The sequence below is a fragment of the Algoriphagus yeomjeoni genome, from assembly GCF_003259505.1.
GTDB classification, from domain to species: domain Bacteria; phylum Bacteroidota; class Bacteroidia; order Cytophagales; family Cyclobacteriaceae; genus Algoriphagus; species Algoriphagus yeomjeoni.
The window spans coordinates 30685-47305 of record NZ_QLLK01000006.1 but is presented as its reverse complement, the minus strand read 5'-3'; the positions used below and the strand labels follow the sequence as shown (position 1 = coordinate 47305).

Here is a 16621-nt window from a genome sequence, read left to right as displayed (position 1 = left end):
AATGGTTTTAGACAGGTCGAAGGCTCCGGAATTTAACGTTCCAGAGGATTTTGAACTATTGCCTCCATTGGAACTTAAACTTTCCAATGGTGCTAAGTTCTTTTATATCCCCACTCCAGGTTTAGAGGCAGTTAAAATTGATGTACTATGCAGAGGTCAACGAGCATCACTTCCGCTTGAGCAAACACTTGTTTCCTCATTCACTCTTCAAATGCTTCAGGAAGGATCAAAAACTAAAACTGCTAGTGATATAGCTGAGTTCTATGATTTTTATGCATCTGAAGTTCACCCAATTCTAACTTTTTCTCAGGAAGGCTTAGGACTTTTATCTACCAAAAAACATCTCAACATCGTATTACAAGAGTTTATATCCTTGTTTACTGAAGCTACATTTCCACAGGATATGTTGGAAAAACGCCAGTCTCAAAGAAAACTCAGCATCAAATTAGAAAAGGAAAAAACAGCTTCAAGAGCGAGTCAGGTATTTAGAAAATGTCTCTTTGGAGCTCATCACCCCTATGGCGTAGAAATTAAGGAAAGCCATGTCGAAAGTATCTCAAGAGATCATCTGGTTTCTTACTATAACACCATGCTTTGGCAAGATTTAGAAATTTTCGTGACAGGAGATTTTGATTCAGAAGAGCTTGATACCATAAGTAAGTTACTTGGGGAGCTACCAAATCGAAGAGCAGTAGAGCCGGTACTTTTACCGGGTGTTAATTCCCTATCGGCAGTTACAGAACCAAGGGATAAATCTGTGCAAAGCAGTATTCGTATAGGAAACTGGTCTATCCCTCAGAATCACCCTGACTTTGTTGCACTTTCAGTGTTCAATACTATTTTGGGAGGGTATTTTGGCTCGCGACTGGTGAAAAATATACGCGAAGATAAAGGCCACACCTATGGCATTTTTTCTTCGCTTGCCGAAATTGGAGATTCTCATTATTGGGTAATAGCGGCTGATGTCCAAAAAGAATTTTACCTAAACGTGATAGAAGAAATCTACCATGAAATTAGAATTTTGACAGAAGATGGAATCAAATCAGATGAATTGGAGGTAGTCCGAAACTATTTAATCGGACAAATGCTGAAACAATTCAGTACTTCATTTGACTTAATTGATAGATTCAAAGCTGTACATCACTCTGGAATGAATTTCGATTATTACGCCCAAAAATTGGCATTCTTGAAGGAATTTACTTCGGAAGACATAAAGGAAGTTGGAAAAAAATACTTCAGCAACCCGCCATTTATTGAGGTCGTAGTAGGCTGATCAGGTCAGCTTTACATATAGCCATGAAATATCTAAACTAGCCCAAATCCATAGCTTATATAAGCTGAATTCAAATCCTTTGACATTCATTTCAGCGGCAAGCTTTGCAAAGCCTTTTGCGGACTCAAAATTCGCTGACCATAGTGCATGTTTTAACTCAAATAACAACCTAATTTTCAACGCCTCGTCCTCTTTCGGACTTCTATTCATTTCCCTTATTTTTTCACAAACCCGTAGTGTACTTGGAAGCATTTTGGATTGGTATCGCTGATATTGACTAGCCGAAAGCGAGTTCTCATGCTTTCTCTTAAGAACACCAATATGGTCCGAAAATATGATTGGGAAATCTCTTGCCAATCGTAATTGAACATCGAAATCTTCATACGAAAGCATGGCATCATATCCACCAGCTTTTTTAAGAATTTCTGCATTAAAAACTACCGTAGGAGCTGAGATATAACTTTTGCGGATGAGAGTTTCATACATTTTATTCTCTAGCGTTAGCTTTTTTAACTTCCAATAATCATCACGATTATAAAATGAATTTTCTATTCCATTTTCATCTAAAATTTTAGCATCAGAAAATACAAATGCGGCTGCCGGGAATATCTTCAATCTGTCTATAGAGGCAGAAAGATGATTTTCGTACAAAAAATCATCTCCAGATAAATCAACAACAAACTGGCTTTGAACCTGATCCAAAACTTCATTAAAAAGCTGGCAATAAGGTATAGATTCATGCTTATAAATTGCTCTAACTGGAATTCGCTCAGAATTATTCGTTACCCATTCCTTGATAATTGCAGGTGTATTATCCTTACTTCCATTATCTACTACGATCAATTCAGCGTGCTCATAATCTTGAAGAGCCACACTTACTAAGGCCTTTTGAATCCATCTCTCATGGTTGAAAGCAATACAAATGATTGTAACCTGATCAGTTTTATTCATCTTACAGTTTTTTCACCCAAGTGATTTTATTACTGATATCATTCGAAAAGCGGGATTTAAAAAACATCAACTTGTGATTTACCCCATCATGAAGATCTGAAGAACCTAAGTCAATAAAATCTACTTTTTGCTCTACAGCAAGCTGAAAAAGCTCAGTCAAAATCAATTCACCGCCATTCTTTACAGGAATTTTAGGATTGATCGCAGAGAGAAAATAATACAAGGAATTACTCGTCAATTTCACAGCAAGTGAATATCCAATTGCCTCACCATTTTTACTTAAAGTGATCAGAAAATAACGATTTGGATACTCGGATACTTGCTGCACAATTCTATTGTCATCAAGTGTAATATCATAACCTTTCTGAGTGTTCCATGATTTAATCTCTTTTAAAAAGCCAAAGTTGGAAATAGTCGAATGACTGATTTTAATATCTGATATTTTTCGCTTCGACTGGAGCTTGGGAGATGCCTTTTGAGCCAGTTTTTTGATTTTCTTTTTTCCTAAAAAAAAATGATGACTTAACACGTTTTCCTGCTCAAAACCACTTTTGACTAACAAGTAATTTATCAAATCAGTCTGCGGCTCGTAAGGTTTTGGGGCTTGGGATATAGCAATTGATTTTATACCTCTGTGAATCAATTCCGCAACAATAGCCTCGATAAAAGACTCTAATGATGCTGAACTAGAGCTATCAACTATCCAAAAACCACCAAAAGGTGACTTGGGAAGGGATATAGCTTCGCCGGTTTTGGTGATCCCAAAAGTGATAAGAGCCTTAGTCTTTTGCTTTTTTTCCCAGATAAAATCAAGTTGATCCTGACAGTTTTCAAATGGTAAATTGCCTAAAAAATAGTCTTTTCCCTCTATCAAAGAGGAAACAACCCGAAGCTCGTGAGGATCATTTATTTCTTTTTTGAAGCTTTCCAAAATAATCTAGGTCTCTGATGTAATCATCTTCTGAAAAAGCCTGGTCTGACATGCCAAGCAACACTGAGTCAGGAGTAAATCTGGCAACTAACCAATTTAAAGGAGGGATAAAAACGGCCTGCTCTGGAGAACTTAACTCGAACTTAAATGTTTCGCCTTGTACCGAATGAATTTCCAGAAAAACCTTTCCTGCCACCGCTACTACCACTTGTGATTCTTGCCAATGTGCATGATTTCCGCGAGTCTCCCCTTCCTTTACACCGGATATCCAGAAACAACGCTGAATTCCTTTAGGAAAGAGTTCCAAATTCTCCCAAAAGGTAAGGCTTCCCGTTTCAGTGGAATTCCCTGGAAGAGTTAAAGTATAGGGTGATTTTGAAATAATGGATTCAGGCATTTCGATCTTTTTCCTCTAGATAAAAGTAAGTTATTTCAGATGGATAACCTGTTACCCATTTGTTAATTTTCTAAATTCGCTGCACATCAACTTTAAGAAATACATGTCAGACCTCGGCGACGAGTCAGTATTCGAAGATACGTTTTTAACTGTCTCCAGAACTTCTGAAGGCCTATACAAGGATAGAAGCAGTAAGTTTTTCTATTTTTCGTTTCCGGTGAAAAATGAAGAGGAAATTAAAAACTACCTGGCTGAGCTTCGCAAAAAATATTACGATGCTAGGCATCATTGCTTTGCATGGGCACTTGGAAAGGATGCAGATCAGTTTCGAACAAATGACGATGGAGAGCCGAACCACTCTGCTGGAGATCCCATTTTGGGACAAATCATATCAAATAATCTAACAAATATTCTAATCGTTGTTGTAAGATATTTTGGAGGGACAAAACTGGGAATGGGGGGATTAATTCAGGCCTACAAAACCTCCGCTGCGCTGGCGATAGAAGAAAACGAAATTATAGAAGAGCAGGTGAAAACTTCCATTTCCGTTCAATTCCCTTATCCTGTGATGAATAATGTCATGAAGCTCATCAAAACACATGATATTCAGATTCTAACTCAAGAAATGACTTTGGACTGCGAGATGAAGTTAGAATTCAGAAAGGGTTTAGAGGAGCTGATTATTAATTCCTTTGAAGAAATCGAAGATTTGGAGCTAACCCTTATTTAAACAATTCATCCAAATACCCTTCAGACTTAAGTTTTTTGAATATTTCCAAACATCCCCAAGCATCTGTAGCTGCATAGCGCTGCTGCTTAATCGTCAGCTTTTCTGCCTCCCAATTGGATACTTGCTCAGACTTGGAAATACGGATTCCTAACACCATTGCACATAGATTTCTCACGCCGATATTGATAAATCCAACTCTTTTCAGCTCATCATTTAGATCAAAAAATGAATTGGCATAAAATGAGTCTGTCAATTTTGCTAAGCCTTTGATGTCGTCATGGACGGCAGCACCCACTTTCACAATACTCTCTTTTTCGAGAATATTCCGAATAGAATCTGGAAAGCCTATTTCATTCAATCTAAAAAGAAAAGCTTGTGTAGAAGTGGACAATTGTAGCAGGGAAACTTGGTTTGTTACTCCCTTTTTAAATGCTGGCTTGGTCTCCGTATCAAAACCAATGACACGTTGCTGAACCAGGAATTCGGCTACTTCCTCAACATCTTCAATTTTATCGATTAAAAACATTTCACCCTCAAACTGTCCCAGTGGAAGGGCATTTACTTCTTCTTTTGTAATCTTAAATGGAATCATACCAACTTTTCTTCTTCTACTTCATCGTAATAGGTGATCCCTAGTTTGAAATATCCATATAGAATGGTCATAAAGGGACTAATAATATTAAAAAAGCAATAGGGTGCATAGACCAAAGTAGCCACTCCCAATACCGATGCTTGTGTAGCTCCACAGGTATTCCAAGGAACTAAAACGGAGGTTACTGTACCTGAATCTTCTAGCGTTCTACTTAGGTTTTCAGGTGCCAATCCTCGCTTTTTATAGACATCTGCATACATTCTGCCAGGAACCAAAATAGCTAGATACTGATCTGAAGTAGTGATATTAAAGAATACGCAAGTAGCAACCGTGGATGCGATAAGTGATCCAATGCTGTGTACTTTCTGGATGACTGCTTCTGCCAAAACGCGTAGCATGCCACTTTCTTCCATTATTCCGCCAAATACCATGGCTGCGATAATCAACCATATAGTGTACATCATCCCCGCCATACCACTGGTTACCAGCAATTCATTCACCACATCATTTGTAGTCGAAATACTGATTTCTCCGTAAAGAGACATCATCACTGCCTTGAAGCTTTGGTAGGCGTATGAGGCATTTTCGTCAGCAATCAGCCGTATGATCTCTGGTTGGAAAATCACTGCAAAAAGACCTCCCAAAAGTGCTCCTGCAAGAAGAGCTGGGATTGCAGGGATTTTTTTGATAATCATGACTATTACCACTACTGGAACGATAAATAACCAAGCACTAACATTGAATTTCTCAAGAATTACATTCGAAATAGCCTGCACATTATTTACTTCTCCACTTGCCTCATAATTCAACCCGATCACAATAAAGATGATGATCGTGATCGTAATTGAAGGAATGGTGGTTTTCGCCATGTACCGAATATGGGTAAACAAATCTGTACCTGCCATGGCCGGTGCAAGATTAGTTGTATCTGAAAGTGGGGACATTTTATCACCGAAATAAGCTCCGGAAATAATAGCTCCTGCTATTATCCCTTCTTCAAACCCTAAAGCTTTCCCTATTCCAAGTAAAGCGACTCCAACAGTAGCAACGGTGGTCCAACTACTTCCTGTTGCCACAGAAACGATAGCACTTACAATACAGGCTGCCACCAAAAATATCGCCGGGCTTAATATCTGGAGCCCATAATAAATCATCGCTGGAACAATCCCACTTAATAACCATGTACCAGCCAATGCTCCTATCAGAAAGAGAATCAATATACTGGACATGGCAGAACTGATGCTTTTGATCGCTCCATCCTGTAGCGTTTCCCAACTGTATCCTAAGCGGAAAATAGCTACCAAAGCAGCCAACATAGAGGATAGTATAAGAACTATTTGGTTGGATCCTGAAAGCCCATCTGTGCCAAAAACTTGAATATTCAATACCAATAGGACGATCAAAAAAACCAGGGGAATTAGTGCGTCAAGAACTTTTGGAGAACGGTTAAAACCTTGCATCAATAGGGGTTTGGTGGATTAAGGAGTTGAATCTAATGAAAAAATATTAATTACATCTTGGACAAAAGGACAGAAAGCTCCTTTCCAACTTGCCAACCAATAGCCACACCCATTCCGCCTAATCGAACTGCAGCAACAGTATTAGTACCTACCTGTTGAATTATAGGAGATTTAATTTTGCCAAAAGCCATTATTCCAGTCCATTCCATATCCCAAGCAATCCTTTTACTCGGAAAGATTACTTCTTTTGCCAATTTTTCCAAGTGAGATTTAATTTTCGGATTAACTTCAAAATCAGTGCTTTTTTCGCCTTCAAAATCCTTATTCCTTGCTCCGCCTAAAAGAAGTCGCCCGTCAATCTGACGAAAATAAACATAGCCTTTATCCATATGAAAGGTTCCTTTCCATGGGATTTTGAAATCCAAAGGTTTAGATAAAAGGATCAATCCTCTACCAGGCTGAATGTCTGAATCCGGCAAAAGTTTTTTAGTAAAGGCATTGGTGCAAATCGCAATTTTATTAGCCTTAAACTCCAAGTTAATTTCGCCTGCACCATCTTCTGCCAAGACTATTCCATCATCTTTCTGTATTTCATAAACTGAAACTCCTGTTAATATTCTGATCCCTACCTCTTGGGCTAATTTCCAAAGCGATGTCATGTACATCCCAGGGTCGAGTTCTCCCTCAAATTTATTTTTGACGATAAAGTTGATTTGATCAGCAAAACCCATTTTCCCTGGATTCTTAACGAGCGAAAAAACATCTTCCTTAAATACTGGCTTGAGAATTTTATTCACTGACCCCATCTGATCTAACGCTTCTCGCTGGGTCTCATCCAACAGTTCATATCCATTTGAGTGTACATACCCAAGGTTTTTTTCTCCAAACTGCTTACCAATCGCCTTAAGACCTCTATATCTGCGCTCTACAAGAGCAAGAATTTCATCTTGGGGCATATTCCAAAAATCATCTAATATCTCCGTCAAACTCCCAAAGCAGGCGAAACCAGCATTTTTAGTGCTTGCACCAGTTGGAAATACTCCACGCTCTAATACAAGTATGTTGGACTTGGGGTGGTTTACCTTATAATGTATAGCTGTTGACAAGCCGACAAATCCAGACCCTACCACAATAAGATCGTATTTAAGAAAGTGTTTTTTCTCCCAATAACTGAACATTTCGATTTTAAGAAAAAGGAATTAAAATAGATTTAGTATTTTAATTCAATCTAAGCGATATAATCCCAAAATACCATGAGAAAGATCGATGAGTTATTCCAAGAATATGGTCAGAGTCATCAAAACATGACCAATAAGGTTATCCATTGGGTTTGTGTACCTGCTATTTTTTTTAGTATTGTTGGGCTTATTTTTAGCATACCCTCGGAGCCGCTACCTAGTCTTCTTCCATTCCTTGAAAATTTTGCCAATTGGGCGACGGTAGTATTAGTGCTAGTGTTGATTTACTACCTCATGCTTTCTATCCCGCTTACCTTAGGCATGTTTCTTTTCTCTGCTGTATGTTTAGCATTGGCAAATTTTATAGATCTGTATTTACCAGGGAAGCTATGGATGGTTAGCCTTGGCGTGTTTATTCTAGCCTGGATCATGCAGTTTTATGGTCATAAGATTGAGGGCAAAAAACCTACATTTCTCAAAGACCTTCAATTTTTGCTGATTGGTCCAGCATGGTTGATGCATTTTATCTACAAAAAGTGGGGACTAGCTTATTGAGAAGGGAGCTCTTCCACAGCAACACTATCTGCCAATTCGATAGGATTTCTGGTAAAGAGCTCTTTTAATCTTTTAAGAGAACTTTGGTTTTTCAGTGTATAGACACTTTCCAAGATTGATTTCTTCTCTCTTGCAGTCAATCTCCAGTTCAAAGATGCACGCTGCATTGTCTCCTGACTTTCTGTCAACTCCTCCACTTGTACCTTCTCCGGTGCATATTCAAATTCTATTTTTTCAAGATTAAAAGGCATCGACTCTACCATATAATTGAAAAGTACTTCATTTTGAATCGTTTGCACATTATCCCAATTCGCATAGATATTCTTCAATGGCGTAAATACCTTCTCAAAGATCCTTGGAGGAAAGCTCGGAGCTATCTCTGTGATTTTCTCAGAATCTCGGATAGTCACCAACACCACTCCTCCTGTATTTTCCTTGATCCAGGATTGGAAAACGTACATAAATCGGAGAGCATCCTGAATTCCAAAATTATCTGACAACCCGGTATCCATAGTTTCCATGACGGGATTTGAAGGCAATTCTATATTTGGCGTAATAAATGGAAAAGTTGCGCTCATCCTCAAGGCAGTTAGAAACCTTAGATTCTCTGAGTCATGTTCCTGAAAGAAACGAAGGAAATCAATCGACTGCTTCTTCTCATCCATACCAAGTTTACCTAGCATCGATGTTCCAAAAAACGACATGGAATGTGGAGAAATCACAAGCTTTCTACCATCATTTGTTATCAAAGTAGTCACGGGAAGCAAGGGAATACTGCCGGAAAACTCAGGTTCTGCGTATGCAGAAATCGGTTTATCCAGAATCCCTTCAGTATTCTGGTTCAATTGATTTTCGAAAGCATAACCCCTGTCTTTTAGATACTTATGCCCATTATAGTGAAAATTTTGATTTCGTATCAACAAGTCATTAACCAGCAGGGTAAAAATGATCGGATTAAGATTATCAGCGGATATTTGATCTAGGTACTTTTCATCTAATGGGTTTACGGAAGGATCGGTTAATGACCTGAGATAAACCTCTCTAAAAAAAGCCTCACCTATTACCCCACCCGAAGCACCTGTAAAAAGTTCTGTATGTTTTAAAACCTCTCCCTCATCTATTCCATACATACTCTGCAAAACTTTAACTGTCCACAATGCTGACCGCTGACCGCCTCCGCTTGAGGCTACCATTACCATTTTAGGCTTTCTCTCATTAGGAAATTTTGCTTTCCAATTATTGAGAATATTAAGGACGTTTTCCCTATCCTTTTTTACCAGTTCAGGACTCAACAGACTATCCATGTGAGCAAGGCTGTAGGTAACAGGAGGCACTGAATAATCTAGTCCATATGCTTCATGGGGACGATTGAGAAAATTGAAATTACTGAAATAATTAGCTAGAATAATAAAGGAAAATACAGCAAAAGTAGCCCATCTCCTTAGCCAAAAACTAACAGCTCCTACCAACATGACCAAAATGGCAAACAACAGCGTAGCACTCATCGCTGCGGGTAATTGGAGAAAAGGATTCTCTTTGAAAAACCCTAAAAATAAGACAAAGAGGATCAAAAAAACTTGTATTACAAATAGGTTCAAATGATTTTGATCGAATACACGAAGCAATTTTGTCCCTTCAAATCTGGAAATATCAGGCCTGACTTTTTCAGGCCGAAGGTTCAAATTCAGGTAATAAAGAACCTTGTATTTTTGAGTTTTCAGCTCCTTATATTGGCTGATTACATTTGCTCGTGTCAGCCTTACTTTACGAAGTCTTTTGTCAACCGTCCCAGCAAATAGGATGAAGAAATCCTTGTTAGTAAAAGCAAAATACCCAAATATGACAGCGTAGGTAACTACACTGCCAGCCAGAAACCCGAAAAAATAATAAAGTACTTCCCAGTCATTGGCAAGGTTGTTACCCAGCTGGAAATCTATAAACCTTAAAATATACACCACATAAAAAATAAAAGGGATGATTCCATTATTCACGCAATAGTGGATAAACGGCTTATTCACAATTGCTAAAAAGGGAAAATGCCTTCCATCCATAATGTAAGTGGACATATGAAATGCCATAGTTAAAACCGCAAAACCAATTCCCATCAAAAAAAAGCTCACCCAAGAAACCTGATGTAGATATTCAGGATCTAGGAAAAGAAACGGAATCCCCAACATCACACCGAAGTATTCCAAAATAACCCCCATCAATAATATCCAAATAAGAACAAGACTTAGGTTTTTTCTTAGATGAAGTAATAGTAATTGGACTGGAAAGCTGTACCAGATTTTATCCCGCATTGTATTGGTTTTGCGATAATTTACTGCTTTTCTTTTACTCTCCACAATCTTTTCATGAATCCAATTTTGGTTTATGAAGAGTATATTATCTGACAAATAAATTGGTTTGAAAATCAAGGAGTTACTAATCTCTATACCGTTCAAGCTGTTGCTTTTGCCGAAAACACACTTGCGCTTCAAAGGATATATTTTACCTTCGAAGCTCAAACAGAAAGAATTATGAGAACTTGGTTTTTATGCAAAGTCAAATACGCAAAGGAGAATGAGCAGGGTTTGCTTAAAAATATTTCCGAGGCATATCTAGTTGATGCGGTATCATTTACAGAAGCAGAAGCAATTCTATATGATAGGCTAGCATCTCAGATTAGAGGAGATTTTCAAGTCACTGGAATAAGTAAAAGTAATATTGTAGATGTTTTCTTTTATGAGGATGCTGACATTTGGCACAAATGCAAAATATCCTATATGGTGGCAGACGGAGAAAGTGGCAAAGAGAAAAAAGTGACACAATACATGATCGTAACTGCTAACGATGTAAAAGAAGCCTACGATAGAATTCAAGAAAGTCTCGGCAATATGCTTGTGAGTTTCAGAGTACCAGATATTGTAGAGAGTCCTATTATAGAAGTATTCCCTTTTGAGCGGGACGAAGTAGCTGATCAATTACCTGAAGGGAATTTCAGACCAGTTTCAGAAGTTACTCAAAACGAAGAATAATAATTCACAACTATAGAACAAAAAAGATCACGGAATTTGATGTGCCCCCAAAAAGTCATACACTTATTGGGGGCATTTTTATGCCAAAAAACAGAAAACACAATTACGAATTCCGGCTTAGGATAGTGCAATAAGTTATCAAGGGTCGCCACTCTTCGGTAAGTATCGGCAAAAGGGAAAACATCAGGAGCTACTTAGTCAAATGCAATTCCTACACAGAAGCTCAAAAAACAGAACACTACTCAATACCGGCCAGTCAATTCACTGATTAAATATATTTTTATGTATTTCAAATAAATATATATGCATTTTAAAGAAATTCAAATGGAGATTCTTTAAATTTACAAGATGAATGATTACGATGCTATTCAGGGTTTCAGTCAGCTAGCTGTATTATCCGAGTACTTTCTACAGGTTACGCTAGAAAAGACTGGGCGGGTCATCACATCGGATTCTAGCATAGGCCCAGTACCGACTTTTTTCGACAATAAAGAAAAACCAATCTTTTTTTCTGATTGCTTTGCCGCCTCAAATTGGGGCAAATATGAGAGCCAGAGAATAAAAGCTTGGAAAAACTCTCACCAATCTTTTACTGTTGACCTTCAAAAGATCGAGCATCCTGAAGGTGATTTGGTTGACACAAAATGGGAATTCTTTTTTATTACTGAAGATTATGGAACTTGCTTAGGGATAGGACATCCAGTTTCCCAGCCAATGCCTTATAATTTAGGCTTAGGCGATTTTTTTGATAGTGCCACAAGTGAGGGTAAAGAAATTATTGACAGTATTTTAGAGGATAAGCTACTCGGTTTTTGGGAGTTTGACGTATCTAAAAAGGGGGATAAAATAAGTAAGGGACTGGGCCAAATGCTCGGATATACCCAAGATGAATTAAGTGGTAGCACTCCTATTTCATGGCAAAAACATATCCATCCTGAGGACTTCCCAAACTTATTAAATGATTTAAGTATTCATTTTAAGACCGCAGGTAATCTACCTTTCAAAAAGGAATTCAGGATTAACCAAAAATCAAATCAAACAATCTGGGCTTTGGGATTTGGTAAGACGATCGAGTGGTCGAATACCGGACACCCGACCAAAATCTTAGGTTGTATTTTGGATATTTCAGATAGAAAGAAACAAGAAATATGGCTAAAGGAGCATCACTACTTTCTGAAAGAACTGGCATTTGAACAGTCTCACACACTTAGGGCAAGGGTGGCAAATATCTTAGGAATCCTCGAAATATTAGATAGTGAACCACAAAACAACGAATCCAAAAGACTAGTACAGCTAATCAAAAAAGAAACAAAATTATTGGATCAATCACTTAAGAAAAGTATCAAGGAATCGGTTCAAAAAAATAAGTCGATTGAAAATGATTTATCAAACGAATCAAATTCTTCTCCATTTTAAATAGAAAAGATCAGGAACTTAAAGTTTCCTGATCTTCCATTTTGCTTTCAGATAGCCCCAAATCACTTTGGGGCTCATCACTTTTTTCCTCTAGAGGCTTCCATCATATCCCACATTTCTTCTGGTATTTGATCCAAATTATTGAACTCACCTGCCCCTTTTAGCCATTCACCTCCATCTATTGTCATTACCTCTCCATTTACGTAGCTAGAATAATCTGACACCAAGTAAGCCGCTAGATTAGCTAGCTCTTGGTGTTCACCAACTCTACCAACTGGCACTTTCTTAGCCGGATCAAATTTTTTCACCAAATCACCAGGAAGTAGGCGACTCCAAGCTCCTTCTGTAGGGAATGGCCCAGGAGCGATTGCGTTTGATCGAATACCGTATTTAGCCCATTCAACAGCCAGAGAACGAGTCATGGCTAACACTCCGGCCTTTGCAGCAGCAGATGGAACAACATAGCCGGAACCTGTCCAAGCGTAAGTAGTGACAATATTGAGAAAAGTGCCTGATTGCTTTTTTGCAATCCAATCTTTACCAGCAGTTAAGGTGACTTGGGAAGTACCTTTTAAAACAATATCCAAGACAGTATTGAATGCATTTGTTGATAGTCGCTCCGTAGGGCTAATAAAATTCCCAGCAGCGTTGTTCAATACCACATGAATTTGCCCCAGTTGCTCAGTAGCATCCTTCCACATAGCTTCCACTTGATCAATTTCCCTAACATCACAAGCTAATGGAATTACCTTCCCTCCTTTTGCAGCCATCATTTCTTTAGCTGTTTCCTGCAGTACTTCAAGCTTTCTAGATGTGATTACCAGGTTGGCTCCAAGTTCTAAAAAATACTCTCCCATCGATTTGCCTAGCCCTGTTCCTCCTCCAGTTACAATAATATTTTTGCCTTTCAATGCTCCTTGTTTGAGCATTCCTTCTGCTAAAATCATAAATTTGTGGTTTATCGTCGAGTTCCAAGATAGTTATTTCGGCGTGGTAATTGAAGGACGAATAGTAAACCAACGCTAATATTTTTAATCACCATTTAATGAGAAGATATATTTTCGGACTGATTGTACTAGTTCCAATTTTGATGAGTTGTGCGGAAGATGAGGAAAAAGTTATCCAGACAGATTTACCCACGGAAGCATCTCAATTGTTCAGTATTTCTAAGGACTGGAACGAAAGCCTATATTTTGCAATGATTACTTGGAAGGAATATCAACAGGTAGATTCACTTGATTTACCAGGATGTCCAGCAATTCACTTGGACCAAGTAAGTAAGGTAGTAACGTTAGATTTTTTGGCCGGCAGTACTTGTACTCAATCAGGAGAATACAGTAGAAGTGGGAAATTGACCATCAAATTTGAAGATCCCTTAGCTAACTCTATTAACAAGTGGACTTTAACTTATGATGATTATCACTTTGGTTCAAAAAAAATAGAGGGCATTAGAACTTTCACTAGAAGTGGTTCCGACGAGGTTCTGGAGGAATTTAATGATCTTGTAGAAAGCACAGAAACTAACCTCAGCACAGAGTTCTCCGGAAAATTCAAACACAGCAAAACTTACGTAAATAATTCATTGACCAGCTTTAGTTCTACTGGAAGCTTAACAGGTATAAATGCTGTCGGTAGGGAATTTCAAATAGCTATTAATGCTCCTGTGAATCGATTTATAAACTGCTTACAAGAAAATGAAGTCCTTCCTAAAGTAGGTGCAGAAAATTGGTTTGTGTCTCGAGGGGGAAATTCGGAAGTATCTTATTTAACTACCTATGAAGTATTAGTTGATGAATGCAAAGTTGCCGCCAATACCATGTTGCCTGACGGAAGAAAGCTACTTTTAAACCCAAAAAAGTAATCACAAAAAAAACCCCGATTTTCATCAGGGCTTTCATTTTGACCTATTAGTCTATTAATATCTATAGTAATCAGGCTTAAATGGACCTTCAACGGTAACTCCAATATATTCTGCTTGATCCTGAGAAAGAACTTCTAATTCAACACCCAATTTAGCGAGGTGTAAAGCCGCAACTTTTTCATCTAAATGCTTTGGCAATACATAAACTCCAGGCTGGTAGTCATCTGTATTATTCCAAAGTTCAAGTTGAGCTAACACTTGATTAGTAAAGGAGTTTGACATCACGAAAGATGGGTGACCAGTTGCACAACCCAAGTTCACTAAACGACCTTCAGCTAGTACAATAATTTCATTTCCATCTACATTGTAAAGATCTACCTGTGGTTTGATCTCTATTTTAGTGTCACCGTAAGTTCCATTCAACCAAGCCATATCGATTTCATTATCGAAGTGACCGATGTTACAAACGATGGTTTTATCTCTCATCGATCTGAAATGCTCTTCAGTAATGATGTTTTTGTTTCCAGTAGCAGTCACTACTATATCAGCCTCTTTTACTGCATCTGTCATTTTCTTAACTGCGTAGCCATCCATTGCAGCTTGTAATGCACAGATTGGATCAATTTCAGTAACAATAACTCTTGCACCAGCGCCTCTCAAGGAAGCAGCGGAGCCTTTTCCAACATCACCATATCCACCTACAACAGCTACTTTGCCCGCCATCATGACATCAGTTGCTCTTCTGATCGCATCTACCAATGATTCTTTACATCCATATTTGTTGTCAAATTTAGATTTGGTAACAGAATCGTTCACATTGATAGCAGGCATTGGAAGAGTACCTTTCTTCATTCTTTCGTAAAGTCTATGAACACCAGTAGTGGTTTCTTCCGAAAGACCCTTGATGCCAGTCACTAACTCCGGGTACTGATCTAAAACCATGTTGGTCAAGTCCCCACCATCGTCCAAAATCATATTCAAAGGCTGACGATCTTCTCCGAAAAACAAAGTTTGCTCGATACACCAATCAAAATCCTTTTCGTTTAAGCCTTTCCAAGCATAAACTGAAATACCAGCAGCAGCGATAGCAGCAGCAGCATGGTCTTGAGTAGAAAAAATGTTACAAGAAGACCAAGTTACCTCTGCTCCAAGCGCAACCAAAGTTTCGATCAATACAGCAGTCTGTATCGTCATGTGAAGACAACCTGCAATCCTAGCACCCTTAAGTGGCTGAGAAGCACCATACTCTTCACGTAAAGCCATCAAACCTGGCATCTCTGCCTCAGCTAGTTTGATTTCTTTTCTTCCATACTCTGCCAAGGAAATATCTTTTACCTTGTATTGAATGAATTTTTCAGATTTTATTTCTGACATATTATTGATAGTTAACGTATTAATTTCACTTAAAACCTGCGCAAAGGTACCGCTTAATATTTGGAATCTAAAATTTTAAGGGGCTATAGGAAGGAGATCTCTTTCAATCCAAAAACAGCTATTTCTGTGTTTTCTAACTCCATTTCCAATCTTCCATCTGCAGATATTCCAACAATTTTTCCTGAGAATTGTTCTCCATCTGTAGAATAATTGGCCCAAATTTCTTTTCTGTACAGATTCATCAGGTATTCACTTTTGATTTCTTTCCACTTTCCTTTCTTCAATTGAATGTATCCTTGCTCGATTTGAGTAATCAAAAGCCGAAATAATTCTTCTAATGCAATCTCGCTTCCTGTGATTGACTTGATTGAAGAAGCACTAGCCGAATGAAAATCTATCTGATTGATATTTAACCCTATTCCAACCACAGCAAATTCCCACTCTTTACCTGAAAATGTATTTTCAATCAAAATTCCACCAATTTTTCCGAACCCCGGCACGATCAAATCATTAGGCCACTTTACTTCTATATTGGGCACATAGTTTTGAAGCATCTGCTTTATACTATTTGAAACTGCCATATTGAGGTAAAACTGCTCTGAAATATCCATGAAATCAGGTCTCAGAATCAAGGAAAATGTCAAGTTCTTTCCAGCTTGCGAGCTCCAACTATTTCCTCGCTGACCTTTGCCTTTGGTCTGGTGGTTGCATATTATAATGCTGCCTTCCCTTGCCTGACCCGTCCTGACCAGATTGAGCGCAGTGTCATTAGTCGAGTGACACTCTGGCAGGAAATGAACATCTTTCCCTAAAAAAATCGTGTTGGCAAGAATTTTATACATAAATTTTGAATTCGTCTAAAAAGGATGTTTTATACGCGACGTTG

Annotated in this window: 16 protein-coding genes; 6 read left to right on the top strand and 10 right to left on the bottom strand. The window is 38.2% G+C overall.

The features are described from left to right. Window position 1: 1 nt before the first annotated feature. Entirely contained in the window at window positions 2-1273 is a 1272-nt protein-coding gene (locus LV83_RS11405) for a M16 family metallopeptidase (protein ID WP_111611665.1), read from the top strand. On the opposite strand, the gene LV83_RS11400 is transcribed toward LV83_RS11405, so the two are convergent. Genes LV83_RS11400 through LV83_RS11390 form a run of 3 tightly spaced genes read right to left on the bottom strand, consistent with a single transcriptional unit; the run spans window position 1274 to window position 3552 of the window. Next, window positions 1274-2224 (bottom strand): glycosyltransferase, encoded by a 951-nt coding sequence (locus tag LV83_RS11400; protein ID WP_111611664.1) that lies wholly within the window; start codon window positions 2222-2224, stop codon window positions 1274-1276. A gap of 1 nt (window position 2225) precedes the next feature. Then, the gene (locus LV83_RS11395; RefSeq protein ID WP_111611663.1) at window positions 2226-3155 is read right to left on the bottom strand and encodes a hypothetical protein; all 930 of its coding nucleotides are present in this window, start codon (window positions 3153-3155) and stop codon (window positions 2226-2228) included. Next, the gene (locus LV83_RS11390; RefSeq protein ID WP_111611662.1) at window positions 3127-3552 is read right to left on the bottom strand and encodes a sugar 3,4-ketoisomerase; all 426 of its coding nucleotides are present in this window, start codon (window positions 3550-3552) and stop codon (window positions 3127-3129) included. The genes LV83_RS11395 and LV83_RS11390 overlap by 29 nt, the downstream gene beginning before the upstream one ends. A gap of 103 nt (window positions 3553-3655) precedes the next feature. Here LV83_RS11390 and LV83_RS11385 point away from each other — a divergent pair, with 103 nt between their 5' ends. Further along, window positions 3656-4282 carry an IMPACT family protein gene (locus LV83_RS11385; protein WP_111611661.1) on the top strand — a complete coding sequence of 209 codons (627 nt, stop codon included), beginning with the start codon at window positions 3656-3658 and terminating at the stop codon, window positions 4280-4282. Here LV83_RS11385 and LV83_RS11380 read toward each other — a convergent pair. The 3 genes from LV83_RS11380 to LV83_RS11370 are packed head-to-tail and all read right to left on the bottom strand — an operon-like array spanning window position 4275 to window position 7512. Then, window positions 4275-4874, bottom strand: a complete 600-nt coding sequence (locus tag LV83_RS11380) for a 3'-5' exonuclease (RefSeq protein ID WP_111611660.1) — start codon at window positions 4872-4874, stop codon at window positions 4275-4277. The two genes, LV83_RS11385 and LV83_RS11380, sit on opposite strands and share 8 nt — an antisense overlap. Continuing rightward, window positions 4871-6334 (bottom strand): Na+/H+ antiporter NhaC, encoded by a 1464-nt coding sequence (gene nhaC, locus LV83_RS11375; protein ID WP_111611659.1) that lies wholly within the window; start codon window positions 6332-6334, stop codon window positions 4871-4873. Before nhaC ends, LV83_RS11380 begins: the two co-directional genes overlap by 4 nt. A gap of 50 nt (window positions 6335-6384) precedes the next feature. After that, on the bottom strand, window positions 6385-7512 hold the full coding sequence (locus LV83_RS11370) for an NAD(P)/FAD-dependent oxidoreductase (RefSeq protein ID WP_111611658.1): 1128 nt from the start codon (window positions 7510-7512) through the stop codon (window positions 6385-6387). Between the two features lie 75 nt (window positions 7513-7587). On the opposite strand from LV83_RS11370, the gene LV83_RS11365 reads away from it, so the two are divergent. Further along, window positions 7588-8067, top strand: a complete 480-nt coding sequence (locus LV83_RS11365; protein ID WP_111611657.1) for an Mpo1 family 2-hydroxy fatty acid dioxygenase — start codon at window positions 7588-7590, stop codon at window positions 8065-8067. Here the strand turns inward: LV83_RS11365 and LV83_RS11360 are convergent. Beyond that, entirely contained in the window at window positions 8061-10367 is a 2307-nt protein-coding gene (locus tag LV83_RS11360) for a patatin-like phospholipase family protein (protein ID WP_111611899.1), read from the bottom strand. The two genes, LV83_RS11365 and LV83_RS11360, sit on opposite strands and share 7 nt — an antisense overlap. 219 nt (window positions 10368-10586) lie before the next feature. On the opposite strand from LV83_RS11360, the gene LV83_RS11355 reads away from it, so the two are divergent. Together LV83_RS11355 and LV83_RS11350 are read left to right on the top strand one after the other, a co-directional pair. Beyond that, window positions 10587-11084 carry a DUF4494 domain-containing protein gene (locus LV83_RS11355; RefSeq protein WP_111611656.1) on the top strand — a complete coding sequence of 166 codons (498 nt, stop codon included), beginning with the start codon at window positions 10587-10589 and terminating at the stop codon, window positions 11082-11084. Between the two features lie 348 nt (window positions 11085-11432). Then, window positions 11433-12500: a PAS domain-containing protein gene (locus LV83_RS11350; protein WP_111611655.1), complete on the top strand. Its 1068-nt coding sequence runs from the start codon at window positions 11433-11435 to the stop codon at window positions 12498-12500. Between the two features lie 77 nt (window positions 12501-12577). Here the strand turns inward: LV83_RS11350 and LV83_RS11345 are convergent, their stop codons facing one another. Then, window positions 12578-13447: an SDR family oxidoreductase gene (locus LV83_RS11345; protein WP_111611654.1), complete on the bottom strand. Its 870-nt coding sequence runs from the start codon at window positions 13445-13447 to the stop codon at window positions 12578-12580. 98 nt (window positions 13448-13545) lie between these two features. Here LV83_RS11345 and LV83_RS11340 point away from each other — a divergent pair, with 98 nt between their 5' ends. Next, window positions 13546-14361, top strand: coding sequence for a hypothetical protein (locus tag LV83_RS11340; RefSeq protein WP_111611653.1), 816 nt, complete (start codon window positions 13546-13548; stop codon window positions 14359-14361). 54 nt (window positions 14362-14415) lie between these two features. Here LV83_RS11340 and ahcY read toward each other — a convergent pair whose 3' ends face one another. Both ahcY and LV83_RS11330 read right to left on the bottom strand, forming a co-directional pair. Beyond that, window positions 14416-15735: an adenosylhomocysteinase gene (gene ahcY, locus LV83_RS11335; RefSeq protein ID WP_111611652.1), complete on the bottom strand. Its 1320-nt coding sequence runs from the start codon at window positions 15733-15735 to the stop codon at window positions 14416-14418. An 83-nt stretch (window positions 15736-15818) separates the two neighbouring features. Further along, a complete protein-coding gene (locus tag LV83_RS11330) occupies window positions 15819-16577 on the bottom strand; it encodes a biotin--[acetyl-CoA-carboxylase] ligase (protein WP_111611651.1) in 759 nt (252 codons plus the stop codon). Window positions 16578-16621: the final 44 nt, after the last annotated feature.